The organism is Mycobacterium sp. 1465703.0 (genome assembly GCF_001672975.1).
Lineage (GTDB): Bacteria > Actinomycetota > Actinomycetes > Mycobacteriales > Mycobacteriaceae > Mycobacterium.
The window spans coordinates 1-26,225 of sequence record NZ_LZKU01000162.1; the positions used below are offsets into that span (position 1 = coordinate 1).

General features: G+C 67.9%; 23 protein-coding genes and 2 pseudogenes. 19 read left to right on the forward strand and 6 right to left on the reverse strand.

The features are described 5' to 3' along the window. Positions 1-172 precede the first annotated feature (172 nt). The 7 genes and pseudogenes from A5625_RS13995 to A5625_RS14025 all read left to right on the forward strand — a co-directional run. Positions 173-352 (forward strand): annotated as a pseudogene (locus A5625_RS13995) (hypothetical protein); the annotation flags it as partial. A 124-nt stretch (positions 353-476) separates the two neighbouring features. Continuing rightward, positions 477-1,238, forward strand: coding sequence for a GntR family transcriptional regulator (locus A5625_RS14000; protein WP_066994521.1), 762 nt, complete (start codon positions 477-479; stop codon positions 1,236-1,238). Continuing rightward, a complete protein-coding gene (locus A5625_RS14005; RefSeq protein ID WP_066994524.1) occupies positions 1,235-1,465 on the forward strand; it encodes a ferredoxin family protein in 231 nt (76 codons plus the stop codon). Before A5625_RS14000 ends, A5625_RS14005 begins: the two co-directional genes overlap by 4 nt. Positions 1,466-1,490: 25 nt before the next feature. Then, positions 1,491-2,879: an ABC transporter substrate-binding protein gene (locus A5625_RS14010; RefSeq protein ID WP_066994526.1), complete on the forward strand. Its 1,389-nt coding sequence runs from the start codon at positions 1,491-1,493 to the stop codon at positions 2,877-2,879. Beyond that, positions 2,876-3,748 (forward strand): ABC transporter permease, encoded by an 873-nt coding sequence (locus A5625_RS14015; RefSeq protein WP_066994529.1) that lies wholly within the window; start codon positions 2,876-2,878, stop codon positions 3,746-3,748. The genes A5625_RS14010 and A5625_RS14015 overlap by 4 nt, the downstream gene beginning before the upstream one ends. Further along, the gene (locus tag A5625_RS14020) at positions 3,745-4,488 is read left to right on the forward strand and encodes an ABC transporter ATP-binding protein (protein WP_066994532.1); all 744 of its coding nucleotides are present in this window, start codon (positions 3,745-3,747) and stop codon (positions 4,486-4,488) included. Before A5625_RS14015 ends, A5625_RS14020 begins: the two co-directional genes overlap by 4 nt. Then, entirely contained in the window at positions 4,485-7,184 is a 2,700-nt protein-coding gene (locus A5625_RS14025) for a fumarate reductase/succinate dehydrogenase flavoprotein subunit (protein ID WP_082984403.1), read from the forward strand. The genes A5625_RS14020 and A5625_RS14025 overlap by 4 nt, the downstream gene beginning before the upstream one ends. Here the strand turns inward: A5625_RS14025 and A5625_RS14030 are convergent, their stop codons facing one another. From A5625_RS14030 to A5625_RS14050, 5 genes are all read right to left on the reverse strand, one after another. Further along, positions 7,185-7,724, reverse strand: a complete 540-nt coding sequence (locus A5625_RS14030; protein WP_066994538.1) for a GNAT family N-acetyltransferase — start codon at positions 7,722-7,724, stop codon at positions 7,185-7,187. A 12-nt stretch (positions 7,725-7,736) separates the two neighbouring features. Next, positions 7,737-8,942 carry a serine hydrolase gene (locus tag A5625_RS14035; protein WP_066994542.1) on the reverse strand — a complete coding sequence of 402 codons (1,206 nt, stop codon included), beginning with the start codon at positions 8,940-8,942 and terminating at the stop codon, positions 7,737-7,739. After that, a complete protein-coding gene (locus A5625_RS14040; RefSeq protein WP_066994545.1) occupies positions 8,939-10,495 on the reverse strand; it encodes a carboxyl transferase domain-containing protein in 1,557 nt (518 codons plus the stop codon). Before A5625_RS14040 ends, A5625_RS14035 begins: the two co-directional genes overlap by 4 nt. Beyond that, the gene (locus A5625_RS14045) at positions 10,492-11,706 is read right to left on the reverse strand and encodes a CaiB/BaiF CoA-transferase family protein (protein ID WP_066994548.1); all 1,215 of its coding nucleotides are present in this window, start codon (positions 11,704-11,706) and stop codon (positions 10,492-10,494) included. The genes A5625_RS14040 and A5625_RS14045 overlap by 4 nt, the downstream gene beginning before the upstream one ends. A gap of 184 nt (positions 11,707-11,890) precedes the next feature. Next, on the reverse strand, positions 11,891-13,219 hold the full coding sequence (locus tag A5625_RS14050) for an MFS transporter (protein WP_197516100.1): 1,329 nt from the start codon (positions 13,217-13,219) through the stop codon (positions 11,891-11,893). A 200-nt stretch (positions 13,220-13,419) separates the two neighbouring features. Between A5625_RS14050 and A5625_RS14055 the strand changes: the two genes are divergently transcribed. From A5625_RS14055 to pyrF, 9 genes are all read left to right on the forward strand, one after another. Further along, positions 13,420-14,145: a FadR/GntR family transcriptional regulator gene (locus tag A5625_RS14055; protein ID WP_066994551.1), complete on the forward strand. Its 726-nt coding sequence runs from the start codon at positions 13,420-13,422 to the stop codon at positions 14,143-14,145. A 115-nt stretch (positions 14,146-14,260) separates the two neighbouring features. Beyond that, a complete protein-coding gene (locus A5625_RS14060) occupies positions 14,261-14,692 on the forward strand; it encodes a cellulose-binding domain-containing protein (protein WP_066994554.1) in 432 nt (143 codons plus the stop codon). 243 nt (positions 14,693-14,935) lie between these two features. Beyond that, on the forward strand, positions 14,936-15,508 hold the full coding sequence (pyrR, locus tag A5625_RS14065) for a bifunctional pyr operon transcriptional regulator/uracil phosphoribosyltransferase PyrR (RefSeq protein ID WP_066994557.1): 573 nt from the start codon (positions 14,936-14,938) through the stop codon (positions 15,506-15,508). Then, on the forward strand, positions 15,505-16,461 hold the full coding sequence (locus A5625_RS14070) for an aspartate carbamoyltransferase catalytic subunit (protein ID WP_066994560.1): 957 nt from the start codon (positions 15,505-15,507) through the stop codon (positions 16,459-16,461). The genes pyrR and A5625_RS14070 overlap by 4 nt, the downstream gene beginning before the upstream one ends. Then, positions 16,458-17,750: a dihydroorotase gene (locus A5625_RS14075; RefSeq protein ID WP_066994562.1), complete on the forward strand. Its 1,293-nt coding sequence runs from the start codon at positions 16,458-16,460 to the stop codon at positions 17,748-17,750. The genes A5625_RS14070 and A5625_RS14075 overlap by 4 nt, the downstream gene beginning before the upstream one ends. Then, the gene (locus A5625_RS14080) at positions 17,747-18,247 is read left to right on the forward strand and encodes a transporter (RefSeq protein WP_066994565.1); all 501 of its coding nucleotides are present in this window, start codon (positions 17,747-17,749) and stop codon (positions 18,245-18,247) included. The genes A5625_RS14075 and A5625_RS14080 overlap by 4 nt, the downstream gene beginning before the upstream one ends. Positions 18,248-18,296: 49 nt before the next feature. Further along, on the forward strand, positions 18,297-19,430 hold the full coding sequence (carA, locus tag A5625_RS14085) for a glutamine-hydrolyzing carbamoyl-phosphate synthase small subunit (protein WP_066994568.1): 1,134 nt from the start codon (positions 18,297-18,299) through the stop codon (positions 19,428-19,430). Then, the gene (carB, locus tag A5625_RS14090) at positions 19,430-22,795 is read left to right on the forward strand and encodes a carbamoyl-phosphate synthase large subunit (RefSeq protein WP_066994571.1); all 3,366 of its coding nucleotides are present in this window, start codon (positions 19,430-19,432) and stop codon (positions 22,793-22,795) included. The genes carA and carB overlap by 1 nt, the downstream gene beginning before the upstream one ends. Then, a complete protein-coding gene (gene pyrF / locus A5625_RS14095; RefSeq protein WP_066994574.1) occupies positions 22,792-23,616 on the forward strand; it encodes an orotidine-5'-phosphate decarboxylase in 825 nt (274 codons plus the stop codon). The genes carB and pyrF overlap by 4 nt, the downstream gene beginning before the upstream one ends. A 13-nt stretch (positions 23,617-23,629) precedes the next feature. On the opposite strand, the gene A5625_RS14100 is transcribed toward pyrF, so the two are convergent. Continuing rightward, positions 23,630-24,052 (reverse strand): molybdopterin-binding protein, encoded by a 423-nt coding sequence (locus A5625_RS14100; RefSeq protein WP_066994577.1) that lies wholly within the window; start codon positions 24,050-24,052, stop codon positions 23,630-23,632. A 901-nt stretch (positions 24,053-24,953) separates the two neighbouring features. Between A5625_RS14100 and mihF the strand changes: the two genes are divergently transcribed. The 3 genes and pseudogenes from mihF to A5625_RS14115 form a co-directional block, all read left to right on the forward strand. Then, positions 24,954-25,268, forward strand: coding sequence for an integration host factor, actinobacterial type (mihF, locus tag A5625_RS14105; protein ID WP_007171927.1), 315 nt, complete (start codon positions 24,954-24,956; stop codon positions 25,266-25,268). An 88-nt stretch (positions 25,269-25,356) separates the two neighbouring features. Next, entirely contained in the window at positions 25,357-26,028 is a 672-nt protein-coding gene (gene gmk / locus A5625_RS14110; protein WP_156748223.1) for a guanylate kinase, read from the forward strand. Positions 26,029-26,102: 74 nt separating this feature from the next. Continuing rightward, positions 26,103-26,225 (forward strand): annotated as a pseudogene (locus A5625_RS14115) (DNA-directed RNA polymerase subunit omega); the annotation flags it as partial.

Consider the following 26,225-nt stretch of genomic DNA (forward strand, 5'->3'; position numbering starts at 1 on the left):
AGCGTATTGCGCCGGGCGGCGTTGCGGCCCGACCAGCTAAAACCGCCACCCACCGAGGTATTGCGCCACCTGCGCGAACCCATCGGCATTGCGATCCCGGTGAGCAGAACCTGCCCAGCTGTGGAACTCTAATTCGTGGTTCGCCGGCATGAATCAGCAGCGACGACGGAAGATGACTCAAATGACCGACGTTTCGCACCACGCATTGACCAAGGTGCCGGCGGTCACCCTGGGCTTCTGGGTGATCAAGGTCCTGGCCACGACGCTGGGCGAAACGGGCGGCGACACCGTCACCATGACCCTGAATTGGGGTTACGCCGCCGGGGTCGCGATCTTCGGTGTCGCGCAGGTGGCGCAATACCTCGGTGGGTGGCGGTTTTAGCTGGTCGGGCCGCAACGCCGCCCGGCGCAATACGCTCAGCGGCCGTCGGGGGGTCGGATCGTCGACCCAAAAAACGGCCCTGAGCTGCGTTAGCGTGACTCCCGTGGCGCAACCAGTACCGATCCAGGGACCCCGGGCTGACCGTGCCCGCCGGGTCGCCGATGTGTTGCGCCAGCAGATCCACGCCGACGCCTACCCGCAGGGCCTGCCCGCCGAATTGGATTTGGCCGCCGAATTCTCGGTCTCCCGCAACACCATTCGCGAGGCGCTGGCCGTCCTCAAGCACGAGGGGCTGATCGACCGCGGGCCCAAGGTCGGCACCCATGTCGCGCAGCGCAAGTATGACCACGGGCTCGACGCACTGCTGGGTCTCAAGGAGACGTTCAAGGATCTCGGTGAGGTCCGCAACGAGGTGCGCGCGGCGATGGCGGTCACCGCGCCGCCGTCGGTGGCCCGCCGGTTGCGGCTGCAGCCGGGCGAGCAGGCGGTGTTCGTCGAGCGGTTGCGTTACCTGGGCGACCTGCCGCTCAGCCTGGACCTCACCTACCTGGCCCCGGACATCGGCAGGCAGGTGTTGAACCATCCGCTCGAGACCAACGACCTGTTCGCGCTCATCGAGGAGGTGAGCGGGCAGCGGCTGGGCTCGGCGGCGCTGGCGCTCGAGGCCATTCCCGCCGACGCGCACTCGGCGGCCACGCTGCAGGTGCCCGACGGCGCGGCGCTGCTGATGCTGGAGCGGCTCACCAGCCTCGCCGACGGCACGCCCGTCGACCTGGAATACATCAGGATGCGGGGCGATCGAATCACCATGCGGGGCAATCTCGTTAGAGCCGAGCCGATGAGGAGCAACCCATGACGCTGATCCACAACAACCGCGCCGACGTGCCCGTCACGATCGACGAGTCGCTGTGTATCGACGGCTGCACGCTGTGCGTGGAGGTCTGCCCCCTCGATGCGCTGGCCATCAACCCCGACACCGGCAAAGCCTTCATGCACGTCGACGAGTGCTGGTACTGCGGCCCCTGCGCGGCGCGCTGTCCCACCGGCGCCGTCACCGTCAACATGCCCTACCTTCTTCGCTGAAAAGCATTCACCCTCAGGACTTTTGATGAAACGACGCGCCATCCGGCTGGCGTCGGTCGTGTCCGCGATCGTCGCACTTAGTTCCGGTTGCTCGCTGGAATCCCTGTCGCAGTCCTCCGGTGTGGTCAACGTGGTGGTGGGATACCAGTCCAAGACCATCAACACCGTCACCGCGGGTACGCTGCTGCGTGCGCAGGGTTACCTGGAGCACCGACTGGCCGACATCACCACCCGCACCGGCACCAAATACGCCGTGCGCTGGCAGGATTACGACACCGGCGCCCCGATCACCGCGCAGATGCTCGCCGAGAAAATCGACATCGGTTCGATGGGCGACTATCCGATGCTGATCAACGGCTCCAAGACGCAGACCAACCCGTTGGCGAAAACCGAGATCGTCTCCATCACCGGTTACAACCCCAGGGGCGCGCTGAACATGGTGGTGGTGGCGCCCGGTTCGTCGGCGACCACGCTGAACGACCTGGCCGGCTCCAAGGTCTCGGCGAGCGTCGGCTCGGCCGGACACGGCACCCTGATGCGGGCGCTGGACCGGGCCGGCATCAAAGGTGTCGAAGTGCTCAACCAGCAACCGCAGGTGGGCGCCTCTGCCTTGGAATCCGGTCAGGTACAGGGCCTTTCGCAATTCGTCGCCTGGCCCGGACTGCTGGTGTTTCAAGGCAAGGCCAAACTGCTGTACGACGGCGCCGAGCTGAACCTGCCCACCCTGCACGGGGTCGTGGTGCGGCGCTCCTATGCGACATCTCACCCGGAGGTGCTGGGCGCGTTCCTGCAGGCGCAACTGGACGCCACCGATTTCCTGAACCGCAAGCCGCTGGAGGCGGCTCGCATCGTCGCGCAGGGCAGCGGGCTGCCCCAGGAGGTGGTGTACCTCTACAACGGACCCGGCGGCACCTCGTTCGACACCACGCTCAAACCGTCACTGGTTGAGGCGTTGAAAAACGATGTCCCGTACCTGAAGTCGATCGGCGACTTCGCCGACCTGGACGTCTCGGGTTTCGTTCAGGACGGGCCGTTGCGCGGCGTGTTCGGCGCGCGCGGCCTGAACTACGACGCGGCCCGGGCCGCCACCGCCAACCCGTCGGCGCTGCGCGGCGATCCAGCCCTGGCCAGTGAACTGTGGCTGGACGGAACCGATTCCACCCAGACGCTCGCTGATCCGACCAGTCTGCTCCGGGCGGTGCGGGACGCGACCGTGCGCGGCAGCAAAGTCCGTGCCGCGTATGTTCCCGACGCCGAGTTGGGCACTCGATGGTTCGCCGACAAGGCGGTTTGGGTGCAAGACGGTCGAAACTACCTGCCGTTCGGCACGCCGGCCGGCGCGCATCGCTATCTCGCCGCGCACCCGGGCGGCGTCGTCGTGAATTACCAACAGGCCCTTGGAGGTTCGGTATGACCGCTTATCTGACCGGCGACCCGGCAGCGCCGGTAACCACCCAAGTCGTCGCCGCGGTCCCGGCGACGGGCCCCGCGCGACGTGCCGGCTCGCCGTGGCAGTGGCGGTTGCTGCGGCTGGCTTCGGTCGCCGCCGCGATTGGTCTGTGGCAGCTGCTCACCGCCGACAAGGTCCGGCTGCTGCTGCGCTTCGACACGCTGCCCACCGTCACCGAGATCGTGCATGCGCTGGGGCGCCGGCTGGGCACCTCCGAGTACTGGCTTGACCTGGCGCAGTCGCTGATCCGCATTCTCACCGGCTTCGGATTGGCCGCCGTGATCGGTGTCGCGACGGGGGTGCTGCTGGGCCGTTCCCGCCTGTTCGCCAACACCTTCGGCCCACTGACCGAGTTGGTCAGACCGGTTCCAGCCATCGCGATCGTGCCGGTGGCGATCCTGCTGTTCCCGACGGATGAGGCCGGCATCGTGTTCATCACCTTCCTGGCGGCGTACTTCCCGATCCTGGTCAGTACCCGGCATGCGGTGCGCGCGTTGCCCACGCTGTGGGAGGACTCGGTGCGCACTCTCGGCGGCGGCCGGTGGGATGTGCTCAGGCAGGTGGTCTTGCCGGGCATCCTGCCGGGAGTGTTCGGCGGCCTGTCGGTCGGTATGGGCGTGGCGTGGATCTGCGTGATCTCCGCAGAGATGATCTCCGGCCGACTCGGAATCGGCTATCGCACCTGGCAGGACTACACCGTGCTGGCCTACCCGCAGGTGTTCGTCGGCATCATCACCATCGGCGTGCTGGGCTTCGCGACCGCGGCGGCCGTCGAAGTGGTGGGCCGCCGGGTGACCAGCTGGCTGCCGCGCGCCGAGGAGGAACAGCGATGACTATCGGAGTGAGTCTGGAACTGGATCGAGTCCGATTGTCCTACACCGGAGAACCGGTGATCGACGGGCTGAGCCTGACGGTGCGGCCCGGGGAGATCCTGGTGCTCACCGGTCCCTCGGGCTGCGGCAAGTCGACGGTGCTGCGGGCCTTGGCGGGGCTGCTGCGGCCCGACGAGGGCCGGATCGTGGCCGACGGCGACGAGGTGACGACCACCTCGGGCGACCGCGGCATGGTCTTTCAGGACAACGCCTTGCTGCCATGGCGCACCGTGCGCTCCAATATCGAGTTGGCGCTGCGACTGCGCGGTGTCCCGCGGGCCGGCCGGCGCGCCGAGGCGGACCGCTGGATCGCGGAACTGGGTCTCACCGGCTTCGGTGATTACCTGCCCAAGAGCTTGTCCGGCGGCATGCGGCAGCGCGTTCAGCTGGCCCGCGGCCTGGCCGGGGCGCCGCGCGCGGTGATGATGGACGAGCCGTTCGGCGCGCTGGACACCCAGACCCGTACGGCCATGCAGCGGCTGCTGATCGACACCTGGCGCGCCCATCCGACGACGATCGTCTTCGTCACGCACGACGTCGACGAGGCGCTGCTACTGGGCGATCGCATCGCCGTGCTGGGCAAGGCCGGTCAGCCGCTGCGCGCCGTGATCGACGTGCCGGAACCGCGCGTCGATCAGCAGCGCGCCGCGCTGCGCGCCGAAGTCATTGCGGCGCTGAATCATTCGGCGGTTGCGGCATGATGCAGATTCCCGACCCGGCGGCCCCGATCCGGCTCGACTGTGACGTCCTGGTCATCGGCGGTGGTACGGCGGGCACCATGGCGGCGCTGTCGGCCGCCGAGAACGGTGCGCAGGTGCTGCTGCTGGAGAAGGCCCACGTGCGCCACTCCGGCGCCCTGGCGATGGGCATGGACGGGGTGAACAATGCGGTGATTCCCGGCAAGGCCGAGCCCGAGGATTACGTCGCCGAGATCACCCGCGCCAACGACGGAATCGTCAACCAGCGCACCGTCTATCAGACCGCTACCCGCGGCTTCGCCATGGTGCAGCGGCTGGAGCGCTACGGGGTGAAGTTCGAGAAGAACGAGCACGGCGAATACGCCGTGCGCCGGGTGCACCGCTCGGGCTCCTATGTGCTGCCGATGCCCGAGGGCAAGGACGTCAAGAAAGCGCTGTATCGCGTGCTGCGACAGCGGTCGATGCGCGAGAAGATCCGAATCGAGAACCGGCTGATGCCGGTCCGGGTGCTCACCCAGGAAGGCCGCGCGGTGGGCGCGGCGGCGCTACACACCCGCACCGGTGAGTTCGTCACCGTCGGTGCCAAGGCGGTCATCCTGGCCACCGGCGCGTGCGGCCGACTCGGCCTGCCTGCGTCGGGCTACCTGTACGGCACCTACGAGAACCCCACCAACGCCGGCGACGGTTACTCGATGGCCTACCACGCGGGTGCCGAGCTGTCCGGCATCGAGTGCTTCCAGGTCAACCCGCTGATCAAGGACTACAACGGGCCGGCGTGCGCCTACGTGGCGAATCCCTTTGGCGGCTATCAGGTCAACGCGCACGGCGAGCGGTTCGTCGACTCCGATTACTGGTCGGGCCAGATGATGGCCGAGGTCAAGACCGAGATCGACTCCGCGCGCGGACCGATCTACCTCAAGGTGTCGCATCTGCCCGACGAGACGCTGACCGCGCTGGAAAACATCCTGCACACCACCGAGCGGCCCACCCGCGGCACCTTCCACGCCAACCGCGGTCATGACTACCGCACCCACGATATCGAGATGCACATCTCCGAAATCGGCTTGTGTAGTGGGCATTCCGCATCGGGCGTGTGGGTCGACGAGCACGCGCGCACCACGGTCCCCGGTCTGTACGCCGCCGGTGACATGGCCTGCGTCCCGCACAACTACATGATCGGCGCGTTCGTGTTCGGCGATCTGGCCGGCACGCACGCCGCCTCGACGCTGTCGGAAGTTGATGCACCGCAACAGCTTCCGGATGATCAGGTGCGTGAGGCGCACGAACTGATCTACCGGCCGCTGCGCCATCCGGACGGGCCGCCGCAACCGCAGGTCGAATACAAGCTGCGCCGGTTCGTCAACGACTACGTCGCACCCCCGAAGACGGGGGCGAAACTGTCCCTGGCCATCCGCACCTTCGAGCGGATGAGCACCGAGATCGCCGAGATGGGCGCCCGCAATCCGCACGAGCTGATGCGCGCGGTGGAGGTGTCGTTCATCCGGGACTGCGCCGAGATGGCCGCCCGCTCCTCGCACACCCGAACCGAATCGCGCTGGGGCCTCTATCACGACCGCGCCGACCTGCCCGGCCGCGACGACAGCCAATGGGGCTATCACCTGAACCTGCGTAAGGACGCAGACAGCGGAATGGTATTCCTCAAGCGGCCGGTGGCACCGTATTTCGTGCCGGTGCCCGAACTCGACGGCTTGCCACCCACCGACCGGACCGTCTACCCGGTGGAGCAGCCGCCGCTGGTCGGCGGTCAAGCACCGGCCACCGCGGTATCCCGAATCAGCACTACCACAACGGCATTCGAGCCACCTTCACCGCGCATCGCCGAGGTGCTGGCGCTCGAGGAGCCCACGGTGGCCGATTTGCGGCCCTATCTCGCCGACCCGGATCCCGGGGTGCGCCGCACCGCGGTGTCGACGCTGACCGAGCACATTCCCGACGGGTATGCGCCCGCGCTGGTGTCCGCGCTGAACGACGACGACACCGCGGTTCGCCTCACCAGCGCCGACGGCATCCGCGAGCTGGTCGAGGTGCTGCCCGAACCGGAACGGGTGCGTGAGCACCTGGATTCGGCCGACCGAGTGGTACGCGCGGCCTCGCTCTACGTGCTGGCCGCCCGCCGGGCCGGTGACCCCGCGCAATACCGGCGTGCTCTCGACGATGCCGATCATCGGGTGCGCATCGAGGCGGTGCGCGCGCTAGTGTCCGTCGATGACGTGGACGGGGTCATCGCCGCCGGCGGCGACGAGAACCGCGAGGTCCGGATCGCGGCCGCCGCCGGGCTGGCGACGCTGAGGGCGGCGGCAGCCCCAGCTAGCCGGGCGGTGCGCCGGCTGGTCGCCGACTCCGACCCGTTGGTGCGCGCGGCCGCCCTCGCCGCCTTAGGTGAATTGGGTTGCGGCCAAGACGATTACGCGGCTATCAAGCAGGCGTTGCGGGCGCCGGCCTGGCAGGTGCGCCAAGGCGCGGCGCGGGCGCTGGCCGGTGCGCCGGTGGACTTCGCGGTTCCGCACCTGTCCGAGGCGTTGGCCGACGCGCATCTGGACGTGCGCAAGGCGGCGGTGCTCAGCCTGACCCGTTGGGCCGGTGAGCCCGCCGCCCGCGACGCACTGGGGCTCGCGCTCAAGGACGGCGATGCCGATGTGCGGGCCTATGCGCGCCGGGCGCTGGAACACGACGGGTAGTCAGCGCAGAATCTTGGCGTAGAGCAGGCTGTCCTGGGGTTCGGGCCCCATGGTGGGGTAGACGGCGTGCCGGGCCAACCGGCCCTCCAGGAAGAAGCCGGCGTGCTCGAGCAGGCGCGCCGAGCGCTGGTTGTCGACGCTGCAGGTGGCCCAGACGCGGTACACCTCCCGGTCGGCGTCGAGCACGGTGAGCAGCATGCCGAGCACCTCGGACATCAAGCCCTTGCCCCACCAGCGCCGGCCCAGGCAGTAGCCGATCTCGACCGAGTGCGGCGCGGCGCGTCGACAGCTGGCGAGCCCGATGACCTCGCCGCGATGCCGCGACTCGATGACCCAGGTCTTCTCGTCCGCGGTGGCGTTGAGTTTTTCGGTGATCACCCGCCGAGTTGCGGCCACGTCGGGGTGCGGCGCCCACAGCAGATACTTGGTGACCTGCGGATCGCGGGCGACCCGCTGGAATAGCGGCCCGGCGTCATCCAGCGTTGGCAGTCGCAGCGACAGTCGCGGCCCGCTGATGCGGTCGGGTGGGTATTCGGCCATCGCAATGTCACTTTAGAGGCCAAGCGCGCGATAGGTGTTGCGGACGAATCTCGGTTGCGCCGTGCGGAGTTTGGCCAGCGACGTGTTGCCGGCGACGGCCGTCGCCGCATCGACGGTCAGGTCCGGCAGGTTCTGAATCAGGTAGAGCAGGATCAGATCCGCGCTGGGGTCGGCCTGCCACCAGGTGCCGTAAGCACCGGGCCAGCTGAACGTGCCCAGACCGCCCGGCCCGAAAAGCGGCGTGCTTTTGGCCGGGTCGGTGACCAGCGACAGGTTGAGCCCGAAGCCGCGGCCGACCCAGTAGGGGGCGCCAAGAAAGTTGTGCCGTTTCTGTTCGTCGGTGAGCCGGTCGGTCCGCATGGACCGGACGGACTCTTCCGAGAGCACTCGCACGCCGTCGATCGTTCCGTCGCCGAGCAGCATCCGGACGAACCGCAGGTAATCGTCGGCGCTCGACCACAACCCGCCGCCGGCGTTGCAGAACGACGGCGGGGTGATGTGCGGTGGCCCCATCACACCGTGATGCAGTCGGCTGTGCTCGTCGAGTGAGTACATGGTGGCCGCGCGGCGCCGTGCCTCGGGTGAGACGAAGAACCCGGTGTCGGTCATGCCGGCGGGGCCCAGGATCCGTTCGTCGAGCACCTGGTAGAACGGCTTGTCTTCAATGCGGGCAGCGATGACGCCCAGCAAGTCGATGGAGTGGCTGTAGGTGACCCGGTCACCCGGCTGATGGACCAGCGGCAGCTTGGCCAGCTCGGCCAGCCAGGCGTCCGGGCCTTGATTGAACGGCAGCCGCAGGTAGGCCTTGGAGATCGGGCCGGACACCGAGAATCCGTAGGCCAGCCCGCTGGTGTGGGTGAGCAGATCCTCGATCAGAATGGCGCGGTTCACCGGGTGCGTGCGGTCCAGCGGGCCGTGCGGATCGTCGAGAACCCGAACGTCGGCCAATTCCGGCGCCCACCGCGTGACCGGATCTTCGAGTGTCAGCTTGCCCTCGTCGACCAGGCTCATCACGGTCGCAACCGTCACCGGCTTGGTCATCGACGCAATGCGAAACAGCGTGTCGCGCTGCATCGGGAGGCCCGCGTCCACGTCGCGGTAGCCGATTTCGTTGACCTGCAGCAGTTCTCCGCGCTGCCAGACCATCGTTACCGCACCGGCGAGCAGGCCCGCGTCGCAGACTTCACGAATTGAGGCGGCATTGCCGTCGAGATTCACCCGGTCAGGGTAATGGTCGGCACGCCCGACTGCGCCGGTAGGGTGTTCGTCCGGCCGGCTGGCACCGCAAGTCGCCCGATGCGGTCGAATCGCAGTCTGCGTTCGGCCAGCCTTTCCCCGGTGTCGGAATCGTCGAGTGCCGCGAGTTCGTTCCGGATGGCGGCGCCGACGCGTCGGCAAAAGGGTGCCGGCTCGGCCGCGGCATCGGGGTATTCGGCGATGACGTAGTCGACGATCCCGTGCGCCAACAGGTCGGTGGACCGGACTCCTTGTTTGGCCGCCATGATCGGTGCGTGGCCGATGTCGCGGCACAAGATCGCGCTGGCCCCCTCGGGGGGAAGGGGCGAAAGCCAGCCGTGTTGAGCGACGAGGATGCGGTCGGCAGGGACGAGCGCGAGCGCTCCGCCACCGGTGCCCTGGCCGAGAAGTATTGATACAGTGGGCACTTCGAGTGAAATCAGGTCGGCGATGCACCTGGCGATTTCGCCGGCCAGTCCGCCTTCTTCGGCTTCCCGGGACAACGCGGCGCCGGCGGTGTCGATCACCGTGACCAGCGGCAGGTTCAGGTCCGTGGCAAGGCGCATGCCGCGACGGGCCTGCCGCAGTGCTCCCGGACCGAGTGGCGTGTCCGGGGTTTGGCCGTGCCGGTCTTGACCGAGTAGTACACAGGGCATGTCCCCGAAACGGGTCAGCGCCAGCAGAAGTCCGGGATCATTCTCGCCTTGGCCGGTTCCGTTGAGTGTCAGCACGTCGGTGGCGGCGTGGTGCAGCAGCTCACGAACACCCGGTCGCTCCGGGCGGCGCGAAGCTGTCACCGACTGCCATGCCGGGACGTCGGCCGGTGCCGGGTGCACTGACTCGGACCAGGGGGCCGCGCGCGGGCCGCGGGTGATGATGGCCAGGGCACCGTTCACCTTGTCTGCGAGCTCGTTCAGCGGGGAAACCGCGTCGATCAGCCCGCATTGGTAAAGGTTTTCGGCCGTCTGCACGCCGGCGGGAAACGGGCTGCCGTACAGCGTTTCGTACACCCGCGGGCCGAGGAAGCCGATCAATGCGCCGGGCTCGGCGAAGGTGACGTGCCCCAGCGAAGCCCATGACGCGAACACCCCTCCGGTGGTCGGGTCACGCAAGTACACCAGGTAGGGCAGGTGCGCGGATTTGTGGGCGACCACCGCGGCGGTGATCTTGACCATCTGCAGGAACGCGGTGGTTCCTTCCTGCATCCGGGTGCCTCCGGATGTCGGCATCGCCAGCAACGGCAGCCTCTCTGCGGTGGCTCGCCTGATCGCCGCCGTGAGGCGATCGCTCGCCGCGACTCCGATCGAACCACCAAGAAAGCCGAAGTCGCACACCAACATTGCGCATCGGCGACCGAGGATTGTTGCGACTCCGGTGATTACGGCCTCGTCGAGCCCGGTCTTGGCGCGCGCACGCGCTAAATCCGCGGCGTACCCGGGGTCGACGGCCACCTCGGCGAGTGGTTGGTCCCACGATTCCCACGATCCGGGGTCGGCGACGAGGCCGACGACGGCGTGGGCGCCGAGCCGGGTCATCGCTGTTCGGCCGACATCGCCGCGATCAGGCCATTGTCGGCGCCCAGCACGGGCGGAGCGGTGTGTTGCCGGCGGGTGCGTTCGGATCCGTCGGTGTCGAAGAACCGCAGCGGCGGACCAGGCAGCGCAATGCGTCCCAACGTGGCGTGCTCCACCTCGATGAGCAGCCCCTGCGAGCGGGTCTGCTCCCACTCGTAGACCTCACGGATGCTGCGAATCCGGCCCGCGGGCACCCCGATCGCGTCCAGCTTCGCCAACAGCTCATCCGTGGGATAAAGCGCAAACGACGCCTGGATCATGTCGTTCACCTGCTTGCTGTTGGCCACCCGTTCTGGATTCGAAGCCATTCCCGGCGCCGCGGGATCGAAGCCGAATCCCGCGCACAGCCTCTTCCACAGTCCCTCGCTGCCCACCGAGATCTGCACGGCGCCGTCAGCGGCGTCAAACAATCCGTAGGGGCAGATCGACGGGTGGTGGTTGCCGGTGGGCCGACCGACCTGGCCGCCGACCGTCCACTTGGTTCCCTGAAACGCATGTACCCCCACGACGGCGGCGAGCAGTGACGATCGCACCACCTGGCCGCGGCCGGTGCGTTCGCGTTCCCGCAGCGCGGCCAGGATTCCGAAGGCGCCGTACATGCCGGCCAGCAGGTCGGCGATCGGGACGCCAACGCGCTGAATGTCGTCCGGTCCCGAGCCGGTCACCGACATCAAACCCGCCTCGCCCTGTGCGATCTGGTCGTAACCGGCCCGTCCCGCTTCGGGTCCGTCGTGGCCGAAACCGCTGATGGACAAGACGACTAGCCGCGGGTTGATCTCGGCAATCTGCTGTAACGAAAAGCCAAGCCGGTCAAGGACTCCCGGACGGAAGTTCTCCATCAGCACATCGGCGCGCCGAAGCAAGGCGCGCAACGCGGCCGCGCCGGCAGGGTCTTTGAGATCCAGGGTCACCGACCGCTTGTTGCGGTTCGCGCACAGAAAGTAAGTGGACTCCCGGTCGCCCCCAGTGCCCGGTTCAACGAAAGGTGGGCCCCAACCGCGGGTGTCGTCGCCACCGGTTGGGTTCTCCACCTTGATCACCTCGGCGCCGAGATCGCCGAGCATCATCGCCGCGTGCGGCCCGGCCAGTGCGCGGGTGAGATCGACGACGACCAGACCGGCGAGTGGTCCGCGCGAGTCGGGTCGGGTGGGGGATTGGGCTGTGGATGTCATGACACCGCCTTGGCCTAGTGACCTAGTGGACTATCCAATTACCAAACCAGCGCCGGACCTGCGATGTCAAGGTGCTGTGACGAGGAACTCGCCCGCAATCTTGGTCGGCGCCAGGCGGGTGAGAACGCGCTTCGACCGCCGGCGTCGCGGAGCGCTGGCCGGCGGTCGACGTTTCGGGAATTGCCTAGTCCGGGAGTTCCTGCCCGCGGGTTTCGGGCGCCAGGCGCACCATGGCGATGCCGAAGAGGAAGACAACGGCGGTGAGGCTGATGGGGATCGTCAGTGATCCGGTGGCGTGGATGCCGTAGCCAATGAGGAAGGTGCCGACTGCGGCGAACCATCGTGAGAGCGTGGTCGCGAAGGCGAATGCGGTGGCCCGCATACGGGTGGGATATTGCTCGGGAAGCCAGATGGTGAAGACGGCGAAGTTGGCGCCGCCCAGGCCCAGGATGGGCAGGAACGCGAAGGCGAGCACGATCGACTGCAGCGGGTAAGCCACTCCATAGGTGCCGACCGCGCCGACAACCATCAGCGCGAACAGCGCTGCCAACGTCCGGCGTCGCCCGTATCGGTCGGCCAGGCGGGGCACGATGAAGCAGCCGATGATCGTGAAGACGGCGACCGTCATCGCGGAGATTCCGGCGAGACGCACGGTGGCGTCATGCCCGAAGCCGGCATGGTGGGCCAGCGTGGTCATGGCGGTGGGAACGTAGGTGGATCCGGCCCACAGGCCGATCACGCAGACCGCCAGCAGCAGCAGGTTGCCGATGGTGCGCGCCCGGTAGGGCGGGTTGAGAATCTCGACGACGGGTTGCCAGAACGAGCGCCGGTGCGCATCGTCGGCGTTGTGCTGCCAGCGCTCGGGCTCCGGCGTGGTGCGCCGGATGATGAAAACCGCCAGCGCGGGGATGCCGCCGACGAGGAACATGCCCCGCCAACCGAGTTGGGGTCCGGCCACCAGATACAGCGCCGACACCAGCAGCACACCCACGTAGGCGGCCGAGTGCATGGCACCGCCGAAACGAGCGCGAACCCGCTCGGGCAGCACCTCGGCCAGCAGTGTCCCGGCCATGGCCCACTCGCCACCGACGCCAATGGCGGCCAGGAAGCGATAGCCGTTCCATTCCCACACATTGCTCGCGGTGCCGGCGAGGGCGGTGAAGATGCCGTACACGAGGATCGAGGCGGTCATGGCCGGCTTGCGTCCGAAGTGGTCCGCAATGGGCCCCCAGATGGCCGAACATCCCCAGCCGAGCAGGAATATGGCGGCGCTGATCTGCCCGTACCAGCCCACGTTGGCGGGCGTGGCCTCGATGCCCGCGCGCGGGAGCAGGGTCGCCATGGTGGGGGCGAGGACAAGACCGAAGACGGTCCAGTTGAAACCGTCTATGGCCCAGCCGCCGAACGAGCCCCAGAACGCCCGGCGTTGCGCTTTGGTCAAACGGACCGGGTCGGCAGTGCGGCCGGCGGCGCCGGCGTCGTTGATTTGCGACCGATCTTGACTAAGCGTCACGGTGAGTCTCGATTCCTCGGGTTCGCGCTCGGATGAGCGCGCCGGCGTGGGGCCCGCGCCGCCAAGTGGCGACCGTGACCTAGTGGCATATTGGCCTAGCCAGTAAAACAGTGGGCGTCACCACTGTCAAACGCTCGGAGTGACGGTGGTCACCGAGCGACGGGGAGCCGCTATGGTTGGCAGAGAGAGTAGGTGAGTGAGTGGTTGAGCAACTTCGGCCGGTGACCCGTCCCCGGCTCTACGAAGTCATCGTGGAGCAGCTGTGCGCGTACATGGCCGATAAGGACATGACTCCCGGCGACCGCCTGCCCGCCGAGCGGGATCTTGCCGCCAAACTCGGCGTCAGCAGGGCATCGCTCAGCCAAGCGTTGGTGGCCCTCGAAGTCCAAGGCGTGGTGTCGGTGCGGCACGGCGATGGTGCCGTCCTGGTGCGCCGCCCGACCGAAGAGCGTGCGATCGAGGCGCTGCGCGAACATGCCGACCGGATCCCCGAAGTGATCGAGGCGCGGGAGGCCCTCGAGGTAAAGCTCGCGGCCCTGGCCGCCGCGCGGCGCAGCGATGCAGACATGGCCGCGATCGACGCGGCGATCGCCAAAATGGAGGCAGAGATCGATGGCGGCGACAGGGGAGTCGTGGGAGACGAAATGTTCCACGAGGCCGTCACCGCTGCGGCGCACTCGTCACTGTTGGCCAAGCTGATGCACGAAATCTCGGGATTCATCAGGGAAACCCGCATCGAGTCGTTGTCGCAGGAGAATCGGCCACGCGTCTCGCTCGAGGGCCATCGTCGGATCGCCGACGCGGTGCGCAGACAGGATCCACAAGAGGCCTCCCGCGCGATGGCCGAACACATTCAATTGGTCTCCGACGTCGCCCTCCTGCGCGGCTCGGAGTCAATCGCGGCTGTCCCGGACGAAATCTACTGACCGTGCCGGCGTCGGAGAAGCAAAGTTTCACGACGGTTTCGGTTGAGCAAAGGTAGTGCAGCGTGCCCGCGATGCGAGGGCCGACATCGCCTGTGTGGCTTTAATGTCGGCTGCTATGGGCGGACTGAACAACCACGTGAAACGTTGGCGCACAGCGCTGCACGTAACCGTGTCGGCAGCGGTAGTTGCCGTCCTGGGACTTGCCATCACGCCCGCAGCTCATGCGGCCGCCGCCGCCACGGCGACGTTGTCGGTGTCGCATTCGTGGCAGAGCGGTTTCATCGCCCACTTCACCGTCACCAATTCGAGCATGGCGCCGCTGACCGATTGGAGGATTGACTTCGACTTGCCGGCCGGGGAATCCGTCTTGCACGCGTGGAACAGCTACATTTCCCAATCTGGCACGCACTTTGTGCTCACCCCCGCGAATTGGAATCGCAGCATTGCACCCGGTGGTTCGGCGACCGGTGGTTTCAGAGGCGTGTTGACCGGTTCCTACTCGCCACCGTCGAATTGTGTGCTCAACGGGCAATACCCCTGCACCTAGGCGATCTGCGCGGGCGGGCGCTCAACCCGCGACGCCTGGGCACGCGACTTGTCGCTATGAGGCGGGCGCACCCGCTGGCCCCCTTTTTGGTGACTCATGTGGCGGGTGTGACTGCAACCGGTGACGAGCGACGGCGCCACACGTGGCTGGCGCCGTCGCTTTCGAAATAAGTGCTACGCTGCGTCGCAGTCGACATCCTTTAACGATCCGTCCGGCGAGGCGGAGAAGGAGGTCAAGTTTCGTATGGGTGCTGCAGGCGAGACCGGCCTGGGCAGCGATTCCCGGGAGTTGATGTCGGCGGCCGATGTGGGCCGCACCATTTCCCGTATTGCACATCAGATCATCGAAAAGACCGCGCTGGACGGCGCCGATGCGCCACGGGTGGTGCTGTTGGGCATCCCGACCCGCGGCGTGATCCTGGCCACCCGGCTGGCCGCCAACATCGCCGAATACAGCGGCGTCGAGGTGGGCCACGGCGCCCTCGACATCACGCTGTACCGCGACGATCTGATGCAAAAGCCGCCCCGTCCCCTGGAGGCGACCTCGATCCCGGCCGGCGGCATCGATGACGCCTTGGTGATCCTTGTCGACGACGTCTTGTACTCCGGCCGCTCGGTGCGTTCCGCGCTGGACGCGCTGCGCGACGTGGGCCGGCCGCGGGTGGTGCAACTGGCGGTGCTGGTCGACCGCGGCCATCGCGAACTGCCGCTACGCGCCGATTACGTGGGCAAGAACGTCCCCACCGCACGCGGCGAGAGCGTGCATGTGTTGTTGAGCGAAACCGACGGTGACGACGGGGTGGTGCTTTCACGATGACACGCCATCTGCTGGCCGCCGGCGACCTGAGCCGCGACGACGCCACCGCCATCCTCGACGACGCCGACCGGTTCGCTCAGGCCCTGGTAGGCCGCGAGATCAAGAAGCTTCCGACGCTGCGCGGCCGCACCATCGTCACGATGTTCTACGAGAACTCGACCCGCACCCGGGTGTCGTTCGAGGTGGCGGGCAAGTGGATGAGCGCCGACGTGATCAACGTAAGCGCGTCCGGATCGTCGGTGGGCAAAGGGGAGTCGCTGCGTGACACCGCGTTCACACTGCGCGCGGCCGGCGCCGACGCGCTGATCATCCGGCACCCGGCCTCCGGGGCGGCGCACCTGCTGGCCGACTGGACCGGGGCGAAGGACGACGGGCCGTCGGTGATCAACGCCGGGGACGGCACCCACGAGCATCCGACCCAGGCGCTGCTGGACGCGCTCACCATTCGCCAGCGGCTCGGCAGCATCGAAGGCCGGCGCGTGGTGATCGTCGGCGACGTGCTGCACAGCCGGGTGGCCCGCTCCAACGTCATGCTGTTGCACACCCTGGGCGCCGAAGTGGTCCTGGTCGCGCCGCCGACGCTGTTGCCGGTGGGCGTCGAAGGCTGGCCGGTCACCGTGTCGAACGACTTCGACGCCGAGCTGCCCGCCGCCGACGCGGTGCTGATGCTGCGGGTGCAGGCCGAGCGGATGAACGGCGGCTTCTTCCCGTCGGTGCGCGAATACTCCTCGCTGTACGGGCTTTCCGATCGCCGCCAGGCGATGCTGCCCGGGCACGCCGTGGTGCTGCACCCGGGGCCGATGTTGCGCGGTATGGAGATCGCCTCGTCGGTGGCCGACTCATCGCAATCGGCTGTACTGCAACAGGTTTCAAACGGTGTTCACGTGCGGATGGCGGTGCTGTTCCATGTGCTGGTCGGCACCGAACTGGCCGGGGAAGAGGGTGCGGCGTGAGCGTGCTGCTGCGCGGGGTTCGGTTGTACGGCGAAGGCGATCGTGTCGACGTGCTGGTCGATGACGGCCAGATCGCCGACATCGGCCCGAGTCTGGAGATTCCCGACACCGCTGATGTGATCGACGCGACCGGCCACGTACTGCTGCCCGGCCTGGTGGACTTGCACACCCACCTGCGCGAACCGGGGCGCGAATACGCCGAGGACATCGAAACCGGTTCGGCCGCTGCGGCTTTGGGCGGCTACACCGCGGTGTTCGCGATGGCCAACACCAACCCGGTCGCCGACAGCCCGGTGGTCACCGACCACGTCTGGCATCGAGGCCAGCAGGTCGGCCTGGTCGACGTGCACCCGGTGGGCGCGGTCACCGTCGGGCTGGCCGGCAAAGAGCTCACCGAGATGGGCATGATGGCGGCCGGGGCCGCGCAGGTGCGGATGTTCTCCGACGACGGCATCTGCGTGCACGACCCGCTGGTGATGCGCCGCGCTCTGGAATACGCCACCGGTCTGGGCGTGCTGATCGCCCAGCACGCCGAGGAGCCCAGGCTGACCGTCGGATCCGTCGCCCACGAAGGACCGACCGCTGCCCGGCTGGGTCTGGCGGGATGGCCGCGCGCGGCCGAGGAATCCATCGTCGCCCGCGACGCGCTGCTGGCCCGCGATGCCGGCGCCCGGGTGCACATCTGCCACGCCTCCACCGCCGGCACCGTCGAGATTGTGAAATGGGCCAAGGAGCAAGGGATCTCGATCACCGCCGAGGTCACCCCGCACCACCTGATGCTCGATGACAGCCGGCTGGCCAGTTACGACGGGCAAAACCGCGTCAACCCGCCGCTGCGGGAAGCGGCCGACGCGGCGGCGTTGCGTCAAGCGCTGGCCGACGGCGTCATCGACTGCGTGGCCACCGATCATGCCCCGCACGCCGAGCACGAGAAGTGTGTGGAGTTCTGCGCTGCGCGTCCGGGCATGCTGGGACTGCAGACGGCGCTGTCCATCGTGGTGCAGACGATGGTCACCCCGGGCCTGTTGACCTGGCGGGACGTCGCCCGGGTGATGAGCGAAAACCCCGCACGCATCGCGCGCCTGCCCGATCACGGCCGGCCGCTGGAGGTGGGGGAGCCGGCCAACCTGACGGTGGTCGATCCGACGGCCTCGTGGACCGTTGCCGGGTCCGACCTGGCTAGCCGGTCGGCCAACACGCCATACGAGGCGATGACGCTGCCCGCCACCGTGACCGCGACCCTGTTGCGCGGCAAGGTGACTGCCCGCGACGGGAAGTCCCCGGCATGAATTCAGGCACCCTGGTGGGCTCGCTGATCTTCGCGGCCGTTTTGGTGGCCGTCATCACGGTGGCGATTCAGCTGATGATGCGGTCCTGGCAGCGTCGCTCGCAGCGGCAGGCGGAACTGATCGGGGCGTTGCCTGATATGCCAGACCATGTGGGGGCGGCGATTATCACCACCCGCGGCCACTATTGCGGTTCCATGATGGCGCCGGGCTGGAGTGAGCGGATCGCGGCGGGTGATTTGGGTTTTCGTAGCAGAGCGGTGCTGACCCGCTATGCCAGCGGCATCATGGTGGAACGCGTACGAGCCCAACCGATTTGGATCCCGGGCGACTCGATCACGCACATCCGTATGGAGCGCAGGATGACGGGCCGGATTGGGATTCTGGCGATCCGCTGGCGACTGCCGTCGGGCGTCGAAATCGACACCGGCTTCCGGGCGAACAACCGCAGCGAATATGCCGGCTGGCTCGAATCTCAGCAGCAGGAACCGCGCTCGTGAGTCGCGCCGTCGACGATGCAGAGCGAAGCGATGAGGAGGAGCGGCGCTCGTGACTAAAGCGCAACTGGTGCTTGAAGACGGCCGCGTCTTCACCGGCACACCGTTCGGCAAGATCGGCCAAACACTGGGCGAGGCCGTGTTTTCCACCGGCATGTCCGGCTACCAGGAGACGTTGACCGACCCCAGTTACCACCGGCAGATCGTGGTGGCCACCGCGCCGCAGATCGGCAATACCGGCTGGAATGCCGAGGACGCCGAGAGCCGCGGCGACAAGATCTGGGTCGCCGGCTACGCGGTGCGCGATCCGTCGCCACGCCCGTCCAACTGGCGGGCCACCGGCACCCTGGAGGACGAACTGGTCCGCCAGCACATCGTGGGGATTGCCGGCATCGACACCCGTGCGGTGGTGCGGCACCTGCGCACCCGCGGGTCGATGAAGGCGGGGGTGTTCTCCGGTGACGCGCTTGCCGATACCGACGAGTTGGTGCAGCGGGTGCGCGGCCAGCAGTCGATGCTGGGCGCCGACCTGGCCGGCGAGGTCAGCACGCCGGACACCTACATCGTGGAACCCGAAGGGTCACCCCGGTTTACCGTGGCCGCACTGGATCTCGGTATCAAAACCAACACGCCGCGCAACTTCGCCCGCCGCGGTGTCCGCACCCATGTGTTGGCATCGGCGGCGACCTACGAACAGATCGCCGACATCAATCCCGACGGCGTGTTCTTGTCGAACGGCCCCGGCGATCCTGCCACCGCCGACCACATCGTGGCGGTCACTCGCGAGGTGCTGGGCGCCGGAATCCCGCTGTTCGGCATCTGTTTCGGCAATCAGATCCTGGGCCGGGCGCTCGGACTGTCCACCTACAAGATGGTGTTCGGTCACCGGGGCATCAATATTCCGGTGATCGACCACGCCACCGGCCGGGTGGCCGTGACCGCCCAGAACCACGGCTTCGCGCTGGAGGGGGAGGCCGGCCAGTCCTTCGACACACCGTTCGGTGCGGCGGTGGTCAGCCACACCTGCGCCAACGACGGCGTGGTCGAAGGCGTCAAACTTGCTGACGGGCAAGCATTCTCGGTCCAGTACCACCCCGAAGCGGCGGCCGGACCGCACGATGCCGAGTACTTGTTCGACCAATTCATCGAGCTCATGGCGGCTCCAAACCGCGGAGGGGGGCGGTAGTGCCGCGTCGTACCGACTTGCGTCACGTGCTGGTGATCGGTTCGGGTCCGATCGTGATCGGACAGGCCTGCGAGTTCGACTACTCCGGTACCCAGGCCTGCCGGGTGCTGCGTGCGGAGGGGCTGGAAGTCAGCCTGGTCAACTCCAACCCGGCCACCATCATGACCGACCCGGAGTACGCCGACCACACGTACGTCGAGCCCATCACCCCGGCCTTCGTCGAACGGGTGATCGCTCAGCAGGCGGAGCGCGGCAACAAGATCGACGCGTTGCTGGCCACCCTGGGCGGGCAGACGGCGCTGAACACCGCGGTCGCGCTGTATGAGAGCGGGGCGCTGGACCGCTACGGGGTCGAACTCATCGGGGCCGATTTCGACGCCATCCAGCGCGGTGAGGACCGCCAGCGGTTCAAGGACATCGTCGCCAAGGTCGGCGGTGAATCCGCCCGCAGCCGAGTGTGTTTCACCATGGACGAGGTCCGCGAGACGGTCGAGGAGCTCGGCCTGCCAGTGGTGGTGCGGCCCAGCTTCACCATGGGCGGACTCGGTTCGGGGATGGCCGATTCGGCCGAGGCCGTCGAGCGGATGGCCGGCGCCGGGCTGGCCGCCTCGCCCAGCGCCAACGTGCTGATCGAGGAATCGATATACGGCTGGAAGGAATTCGAGCTCGAGCTGATGCGCGACGGCAACGACAACGTGGTCGTGGTGTGCTCGATCGAGAACGTCGACCCGATGGGTGTGCACACCGGCGACTCGGTCACCGTCGCGCCGGCCATGACGCTGACCGACCGGGAATACCAGCGGATGCGCGATCTGGGCATCGCGATCCTGCGCGAGGTCGGGGTGGACACCGGCGGCTGCAACATCCAGTTCGCGATCAATCCCGCCGACGGCCGGCTGATCGTCATCGAGATGAACCCCCGGGTGTCGCGGTCCAGTGCGTTGGCCTCCAAGGCCACCGGCTTTCCGATCGCCAAGATCGCGGCCAAGCTGGCCATCGGGTACACGCTCGACGAGATCGTCAACGACATCACCAAGGAAACGCCGGCCTGCTTCGAGCCCACCCTGGACTACGTGGTGGTCAAGGCACCGCGGTTCGCATTCGAGAAGTTTCCGGGCGCCGACCCGACCCTGACCACCACGATGAAATCCGTCGGTGAAGCAATGTCGTTGGGCCGCAACTTCGTTGAAGCGCTCGGCAAGGTGATGCGATCGCTGGAGACCAGCCGTGCCGGGTTCTGGACCAAGCCCGACCCCGACGGTGACGTCGCCGAGGTGCTGACCCGGCTGCGGACGCCGACCGAGGGCCGGCTCTACGACATCGAACTGGCGTTGCGGCTGGGCGCCTCGGTGGAGCAGGTCGCCGAGGCCAGCGGTGTGGACCCGTGGTTCGTCGCACAGATCGGCGAGCTGATCGCCTTGCGTGCCGAGCTGATCGCCGCCCCGGTGCTGGACGCCGACCTGTTGCGCCGCGGTAAGCACAACGGGCTGTCGGATCGCCAGATCGCCGCGCTGCGGCCCGAATTGGCCGGCGAGGACGGGGTGCGGTCACTGCGCGAGCGGCTGGGCGTTCATCCGGTGTACAAGACCGTCGACACCTGCGCCGCCGAATTCGAGGCCAGGACGCCCTATCACTACAGCAGCTACGAGCTGGATCCCAGCGCCGAGACCGAGGTGGCGCCGCAGACCGAGAAGCCCAAGGTGCTGATCCTCGGGTCCGGACCCAACCGCATCGGGCAGGGCATCGAATTCGACTACAGCTGTGTGCACGCGGCAACCACGCTGTCGCAGGCCGGCTTTGAGACGGTGATGGTCAACTGCAATCCGGAGACGGTGTCCACCGACTACGACACCGCCGACCGGCTGTACTTCGAACCGCTGACCTTCGAAGATGTCCTCGAGGTGTTCCGCGCCGAGCAGCAGTCCGCCGGGGATGGCCCCGGGGTGGCCGGGGTGATCGTGCAACTCGGCGGTCAAACCCCGCTCGGGCTCGCGCAGCGCCTCGCCGATGCGGGCGTGCCGATCGTCGGCACTCCGCCGGAGGCCATCGACCTGGCCGAAGACCGCGGCGCCTTCGGCGATGTGCTCACCGCGGCCGGTCTGCCCGCGCCGAAGTACGGCACCGCAACCACTTTCGGCCAGGCTCGCCGGATCGCCGAAGACATCGGATACCCGGTGCTGGTGCGGCCGTCCTACGTGCTGGGCGGCCGCGGCATGGAGATCGTCTACGACGAGGAGACGCTGCGGGGCTACATCACCCGCGCCACCGAACTCTCACCCGAGCACCCGGTGCTCGTCGACCGCTTCCTCGAGGACGCGGTGGAGATCGACGTGGATGCGCTGTGCGACGGCACCGAGGTGTACATCGGCGGCATCATGGAGCACATCGAGGAAGCCGGGATCCACTCCGGCGACTCGGCGTGCGCGCTGCCGCCGGTGACGCTGGGCCGCAGTGACATCGAGAAGGTGCGCCGGGCCACCGAGGCCATCGCGCACGGCATCGGTGTGGTGGGCCTGCTCAACGTGCAATATGCGCTCAAGGACGACGTGCTCTACGTCCTGGAGGCCAACCCGCGCGCCAGCCGCACGGTGCCGTTCGTGTCCAAGGCCACCGCGATCCCGTTGGCCAAGGCATGCTCACGAATCATGCTGGGCGCCAGCATCTCCCAGCTGCGCGACGAGGGCATGCTGGCGGCGTCCGGGGACGGCGCGCACGCGGCCCAGAACGCGCCGATCGCGGTCAAGGAGGCGGTGCTGCCCTTCCACCGCTTCCGCCGCGCCGACGGGGCCGCCATCGATTCGCTGCTGGGCCCGGAGATGAAATCCACCGGCGAGGTGATGGGCATCGACCGCGACTTCGGTACCGCCTTCGCCAAGAGCCAAACCGCCGCTTACGGGTCGCTGCCGGCCCAGGGCACCATCTTCGTGTCGGTGGCCAACCGGGACAAGCGCTCACTGGTCTTCCCGGTCAAGCGGCTGGCCGACCTGGGATTCCGCGTCCTGGCCACCGAGGGGACCGCGGAGATGTTGCGCCGCAACGGAATTCCCTGCGACGAAGTACGCAAGCACTTCGAGGACCCGCAGCCGGGTCGCCCGGCGACCTCGGCGGTGGACGCGATCAAGGCCGGTGAGGTCGACCTGGTGATCAATACGCCCTACGGCAACTCCGGGCCACGCATCGACGGCTATGAAATCCGTTCGGCCGCAGTGTCGGTCAACATCCCCTGTGTCACCACGGTGCAGGGCGCCTCGGCCGCGGTGCAGGGCATCGAAGCAGGCATCCGCGGCGTCATCGGGGTGCGCAGCCTGCAAGAACTGCACAGCCAGATCGGCCAGGGTGGCCTGCCCGGCAACGGGGCCCGATGACCAGGTTCGGCGTCCGGCTGGCGAACGCGAAATCAGCACGCGGGCCGCTGTGTCTGGGCATCGACCCGCATCCCGAGCTACTGCGCGCGTGGGACCTGCCTACCACCGCCGACGGCCTGGCCGCCTTCTGCGACATCTGCATCGAGGCGTTTGCCGGATTCGCCGTCGTCAAGCCACAGGTCGCGTTCTTCGAGGCCTACGGGGCCGCCGGATTCGCGGTGCTGGAACGCACCATCGCGGCCCTGCAGTCGGCCGGGGTGCTAGTGCTGGCCGATGCCAAACGCGGCGACATCGGCACCACGATGGCGGCCTACGCCGCGGCCTGGGCGGGTGATTCGCCGCTGGCCGCCGACGCCGTCACGGCCACGCCATACCTGGGGTTCGGCTCGCTGCGGCCGCTGCTGGAAGCCGCCGCGGCGCACGACCGCGGGGTGTTCGTGCTGGCGGCCACCTCCAACCCGGAGGGCGCGACCGTGCAGCGTGCCGCCTTCGACGGCCGCACGGTGGCCCAGCTGGTCGTCGACCAGGCGGCGGTGGTGAATCGGTCCGCGACGCCGTCCGGGCCGGGATATGTCGGCGTGGTGGTGGGCGCGACGGTTTTGCAGGCACCCGATCTCAGTGCGCTGGGCGGCCCGGTGCTGGTTCCGGGGCTCGGTGTCCAGGGCGGGCGGCCCGAGGCGCTCGCCGGGCTGGGCGGCGCGGAACCGGGCCAGCTGCTGCCCGCGGTGGCCCGCGAGGTGCTGCGGGCCGGGCCGGGTGTGGCGGAGCTGCGCCGGGCGGCCGACCGCATGCTGGACGCGGTCGCCTACCTGGCGGTGTGAGCGGGCTGCGCGGCTAGTCCGACGCCACTGCGGTGCTGGGCCGCGCGGTTTCCACGATGACGGTGGTCGCCTTGACCACGGCCACCGCGACGCTGCCGGGACGCAGCTGCAATTCGTCGGCGGCCTCGGTGCTCATCAAGGAGACGACGGTGAAGGGACCGCACTGCATTTCCACCTGGGTCATCACCTTGTCGCTGACCACCGACGTGACCAACCCGACGAAGCGATTGCGGGCTGAACTGCCGATGCTGAGCGGGTCCGCCGGCGGGGCGGGCGCGTTGGTGCGGGAGAAGCGGGCGAGGTCCTCGCTGGCGATCACCTTGCGGCCGGCGGCGTCATGGCTGACCGCCAAAGTGCCCTGGTTGATCCAGCGGCGCACGGTGTCGTCGCTGACGCCGAGCAGCTCAGCTGCCTGGCGAATTCGCAGGTTGGACACGTCTCCGATGGTATCGGATCCGGCACCGCGGGTTAGCTGAATGCGCCCGGGCCACCTCTGCTGTCCCGCAATTACGGAAGCAGTCTGGAGTTTAGCCCGCGATTGCGTGATATTCGCCCTGCTGCGCTGCAGCGTCAGCCGAAACCAGTGCCGATCATCACCCGTGCGCATCCGGTGCGCTGTCGGATTCCCGGTGCTCAACAACGGTGCGGCCGTTGGCGGTTGGCGAAGTCTCGTGCGGTTCGGAGCGTGACGGCGGCAGGCGCGTTCGCTGGGGCGCCGACTCGGACGGTCCGCCGCCGGTCGCGCTTACGTCCCGGCGTGCCAGCCGCTCAGCCCAGCGGCTTCGACGACGGATTCCGGCGATGCGCGGCGGCGGACCGCGGTGGTTGCTGGACATCCGTGCGCGCGCCCGAAAGCCCGCGACCCTGGAGTTGAGGCGAAAACACCCCGCGAACCCGCCGGGGGAGGGTGCATCGGGGCCAAACGGCGGGGTTGGCCTGCCCTTTGACCGGCGACACGACACGCGCGACACGCCGCAACAAATCCGTGATCCCTCGCACCACCTGCAGCGGCGACCCGCCGCCGCCTTTCCGCGCGGCTACGCCCGGACGCCCGTTATCGTCACTGCGCGGTAAAACCGCAGGTAAAACGCGTGATGACGCCGGGAAACGGGGTTGCAGAGGCCGCCGAGACGGTTCCGATCGTGGCTGCTACCGACGTCGGCCGGAGGACCGCCATGGGTGGCCACACGCCGGTCCATGCTGGGAGTTTCCAGCGTTAAGCAGGGGGTCGGGTTAGATTTCGTCAGAAGGCCTGAGTACGGTCGTCTGCGCTGGCAGAAGAACCGGCGAGACAAAATGAGATCGATTGAAATTGATTGATCAGATACGGAGGAATCGTGGCCCTTCCCCAGTTGACCGACGAGCAGCGCGCGGCCGCGTTGGAGAAGGCGGCTGCCGCACGTCGAGCGCGAGCAGAGCTGAAGGACCGCCTGAAGCGAGGCGGCACCAACCTCACCCAGGTGCTCAAGGACGCCGAGACCGACGAAGTCCTGGGCAAGATGAAGGTTTCTGCGCTTCTCGAGGCGTTGCCCAAGGTGGGCAAGGTCAAGGCGCAGGAAATCATGACTGAGTTGGAGATCGCCCCCACTCGCCGCCTGCGCGGTCTCGGCGATCGTCAGCGCAAGGCCCTGCTGGAAAAGTTCGGCTCCTAACCCGGCCGCCGACGATGCAGGCCGAAGGGCCTGAGCAGAAGGCGGGCAATCCGATTCGAGCCGTGAGGGCACCGACCCAGGAGCGCCGGTGAGCACCGGCGGGGGACCGGACGTCCAGCACGGGACACGTCCCGAACCGTCAGGCGACGGACGTGTGGTCGTGCTGTCCGGTCCCTCAGCGGTTGGCAAATCGACCGTGGTCCGATGCCTGCGCGAGCGGGTACCGGACCTGCACTTCAGCGTCTCGGCCACGACGCGGGCGCCGCGGCCCGGCGAGGTGGACGGCGTCGATTACCACTTCGTCAGCCCCGCCCGCTTCCAGCAGCTCATCGACGAGGGTGCGCTGCTGGAGTGGGCCGAAATCCACGCGGGGCTGCACCGTTCGGGCACCCTGGCCGAGCCGGTTCGGGACGCGGTGGCCCACGGATTTCCGGTGCTGATCGAGGTCGATCTGGCCGGGGCCAGGGCCGTCAAAAAGGCGATGCCCGAGGCCCTCGCGGTCTTTCTGGCGCCGCCCAGTTGGGAGGATCTGAAGGCCAGGCTTATCGGCCGCGGCACCGAGACAGCGGCGGCCATGCGGCGGCGTCTGGAGACCGCCCGCATCGAAATGGCGGCGCAAAAGGACTTCGACCGGGTGGTCGTAAACCATCAATTGGAGTCTGCGTGCTCCGAATTGGTATCCTTGCTGGTGGGAACTGCGCCGGATCGGCATGATCCGTCCGGCCAGACCGGAAGCCGGACCACATCCCAACACGATTGAGCACCGCTTTTCAGTATTTTTCAGTGGCTTTCAGTGGTCAAGAGCCGCTCCAATCCGCCAGGAGATTGACCTAAGTGAGTATTCCGCAGTCCGACGCGGCGCTGGCCGCCGTCCCCGACCGGTTCGATCCGTCCGCCGGGGGACCGGGCGCCTACGACACCCCGCTGGGCATCACCAATCCGCCCATCGACGAGCTG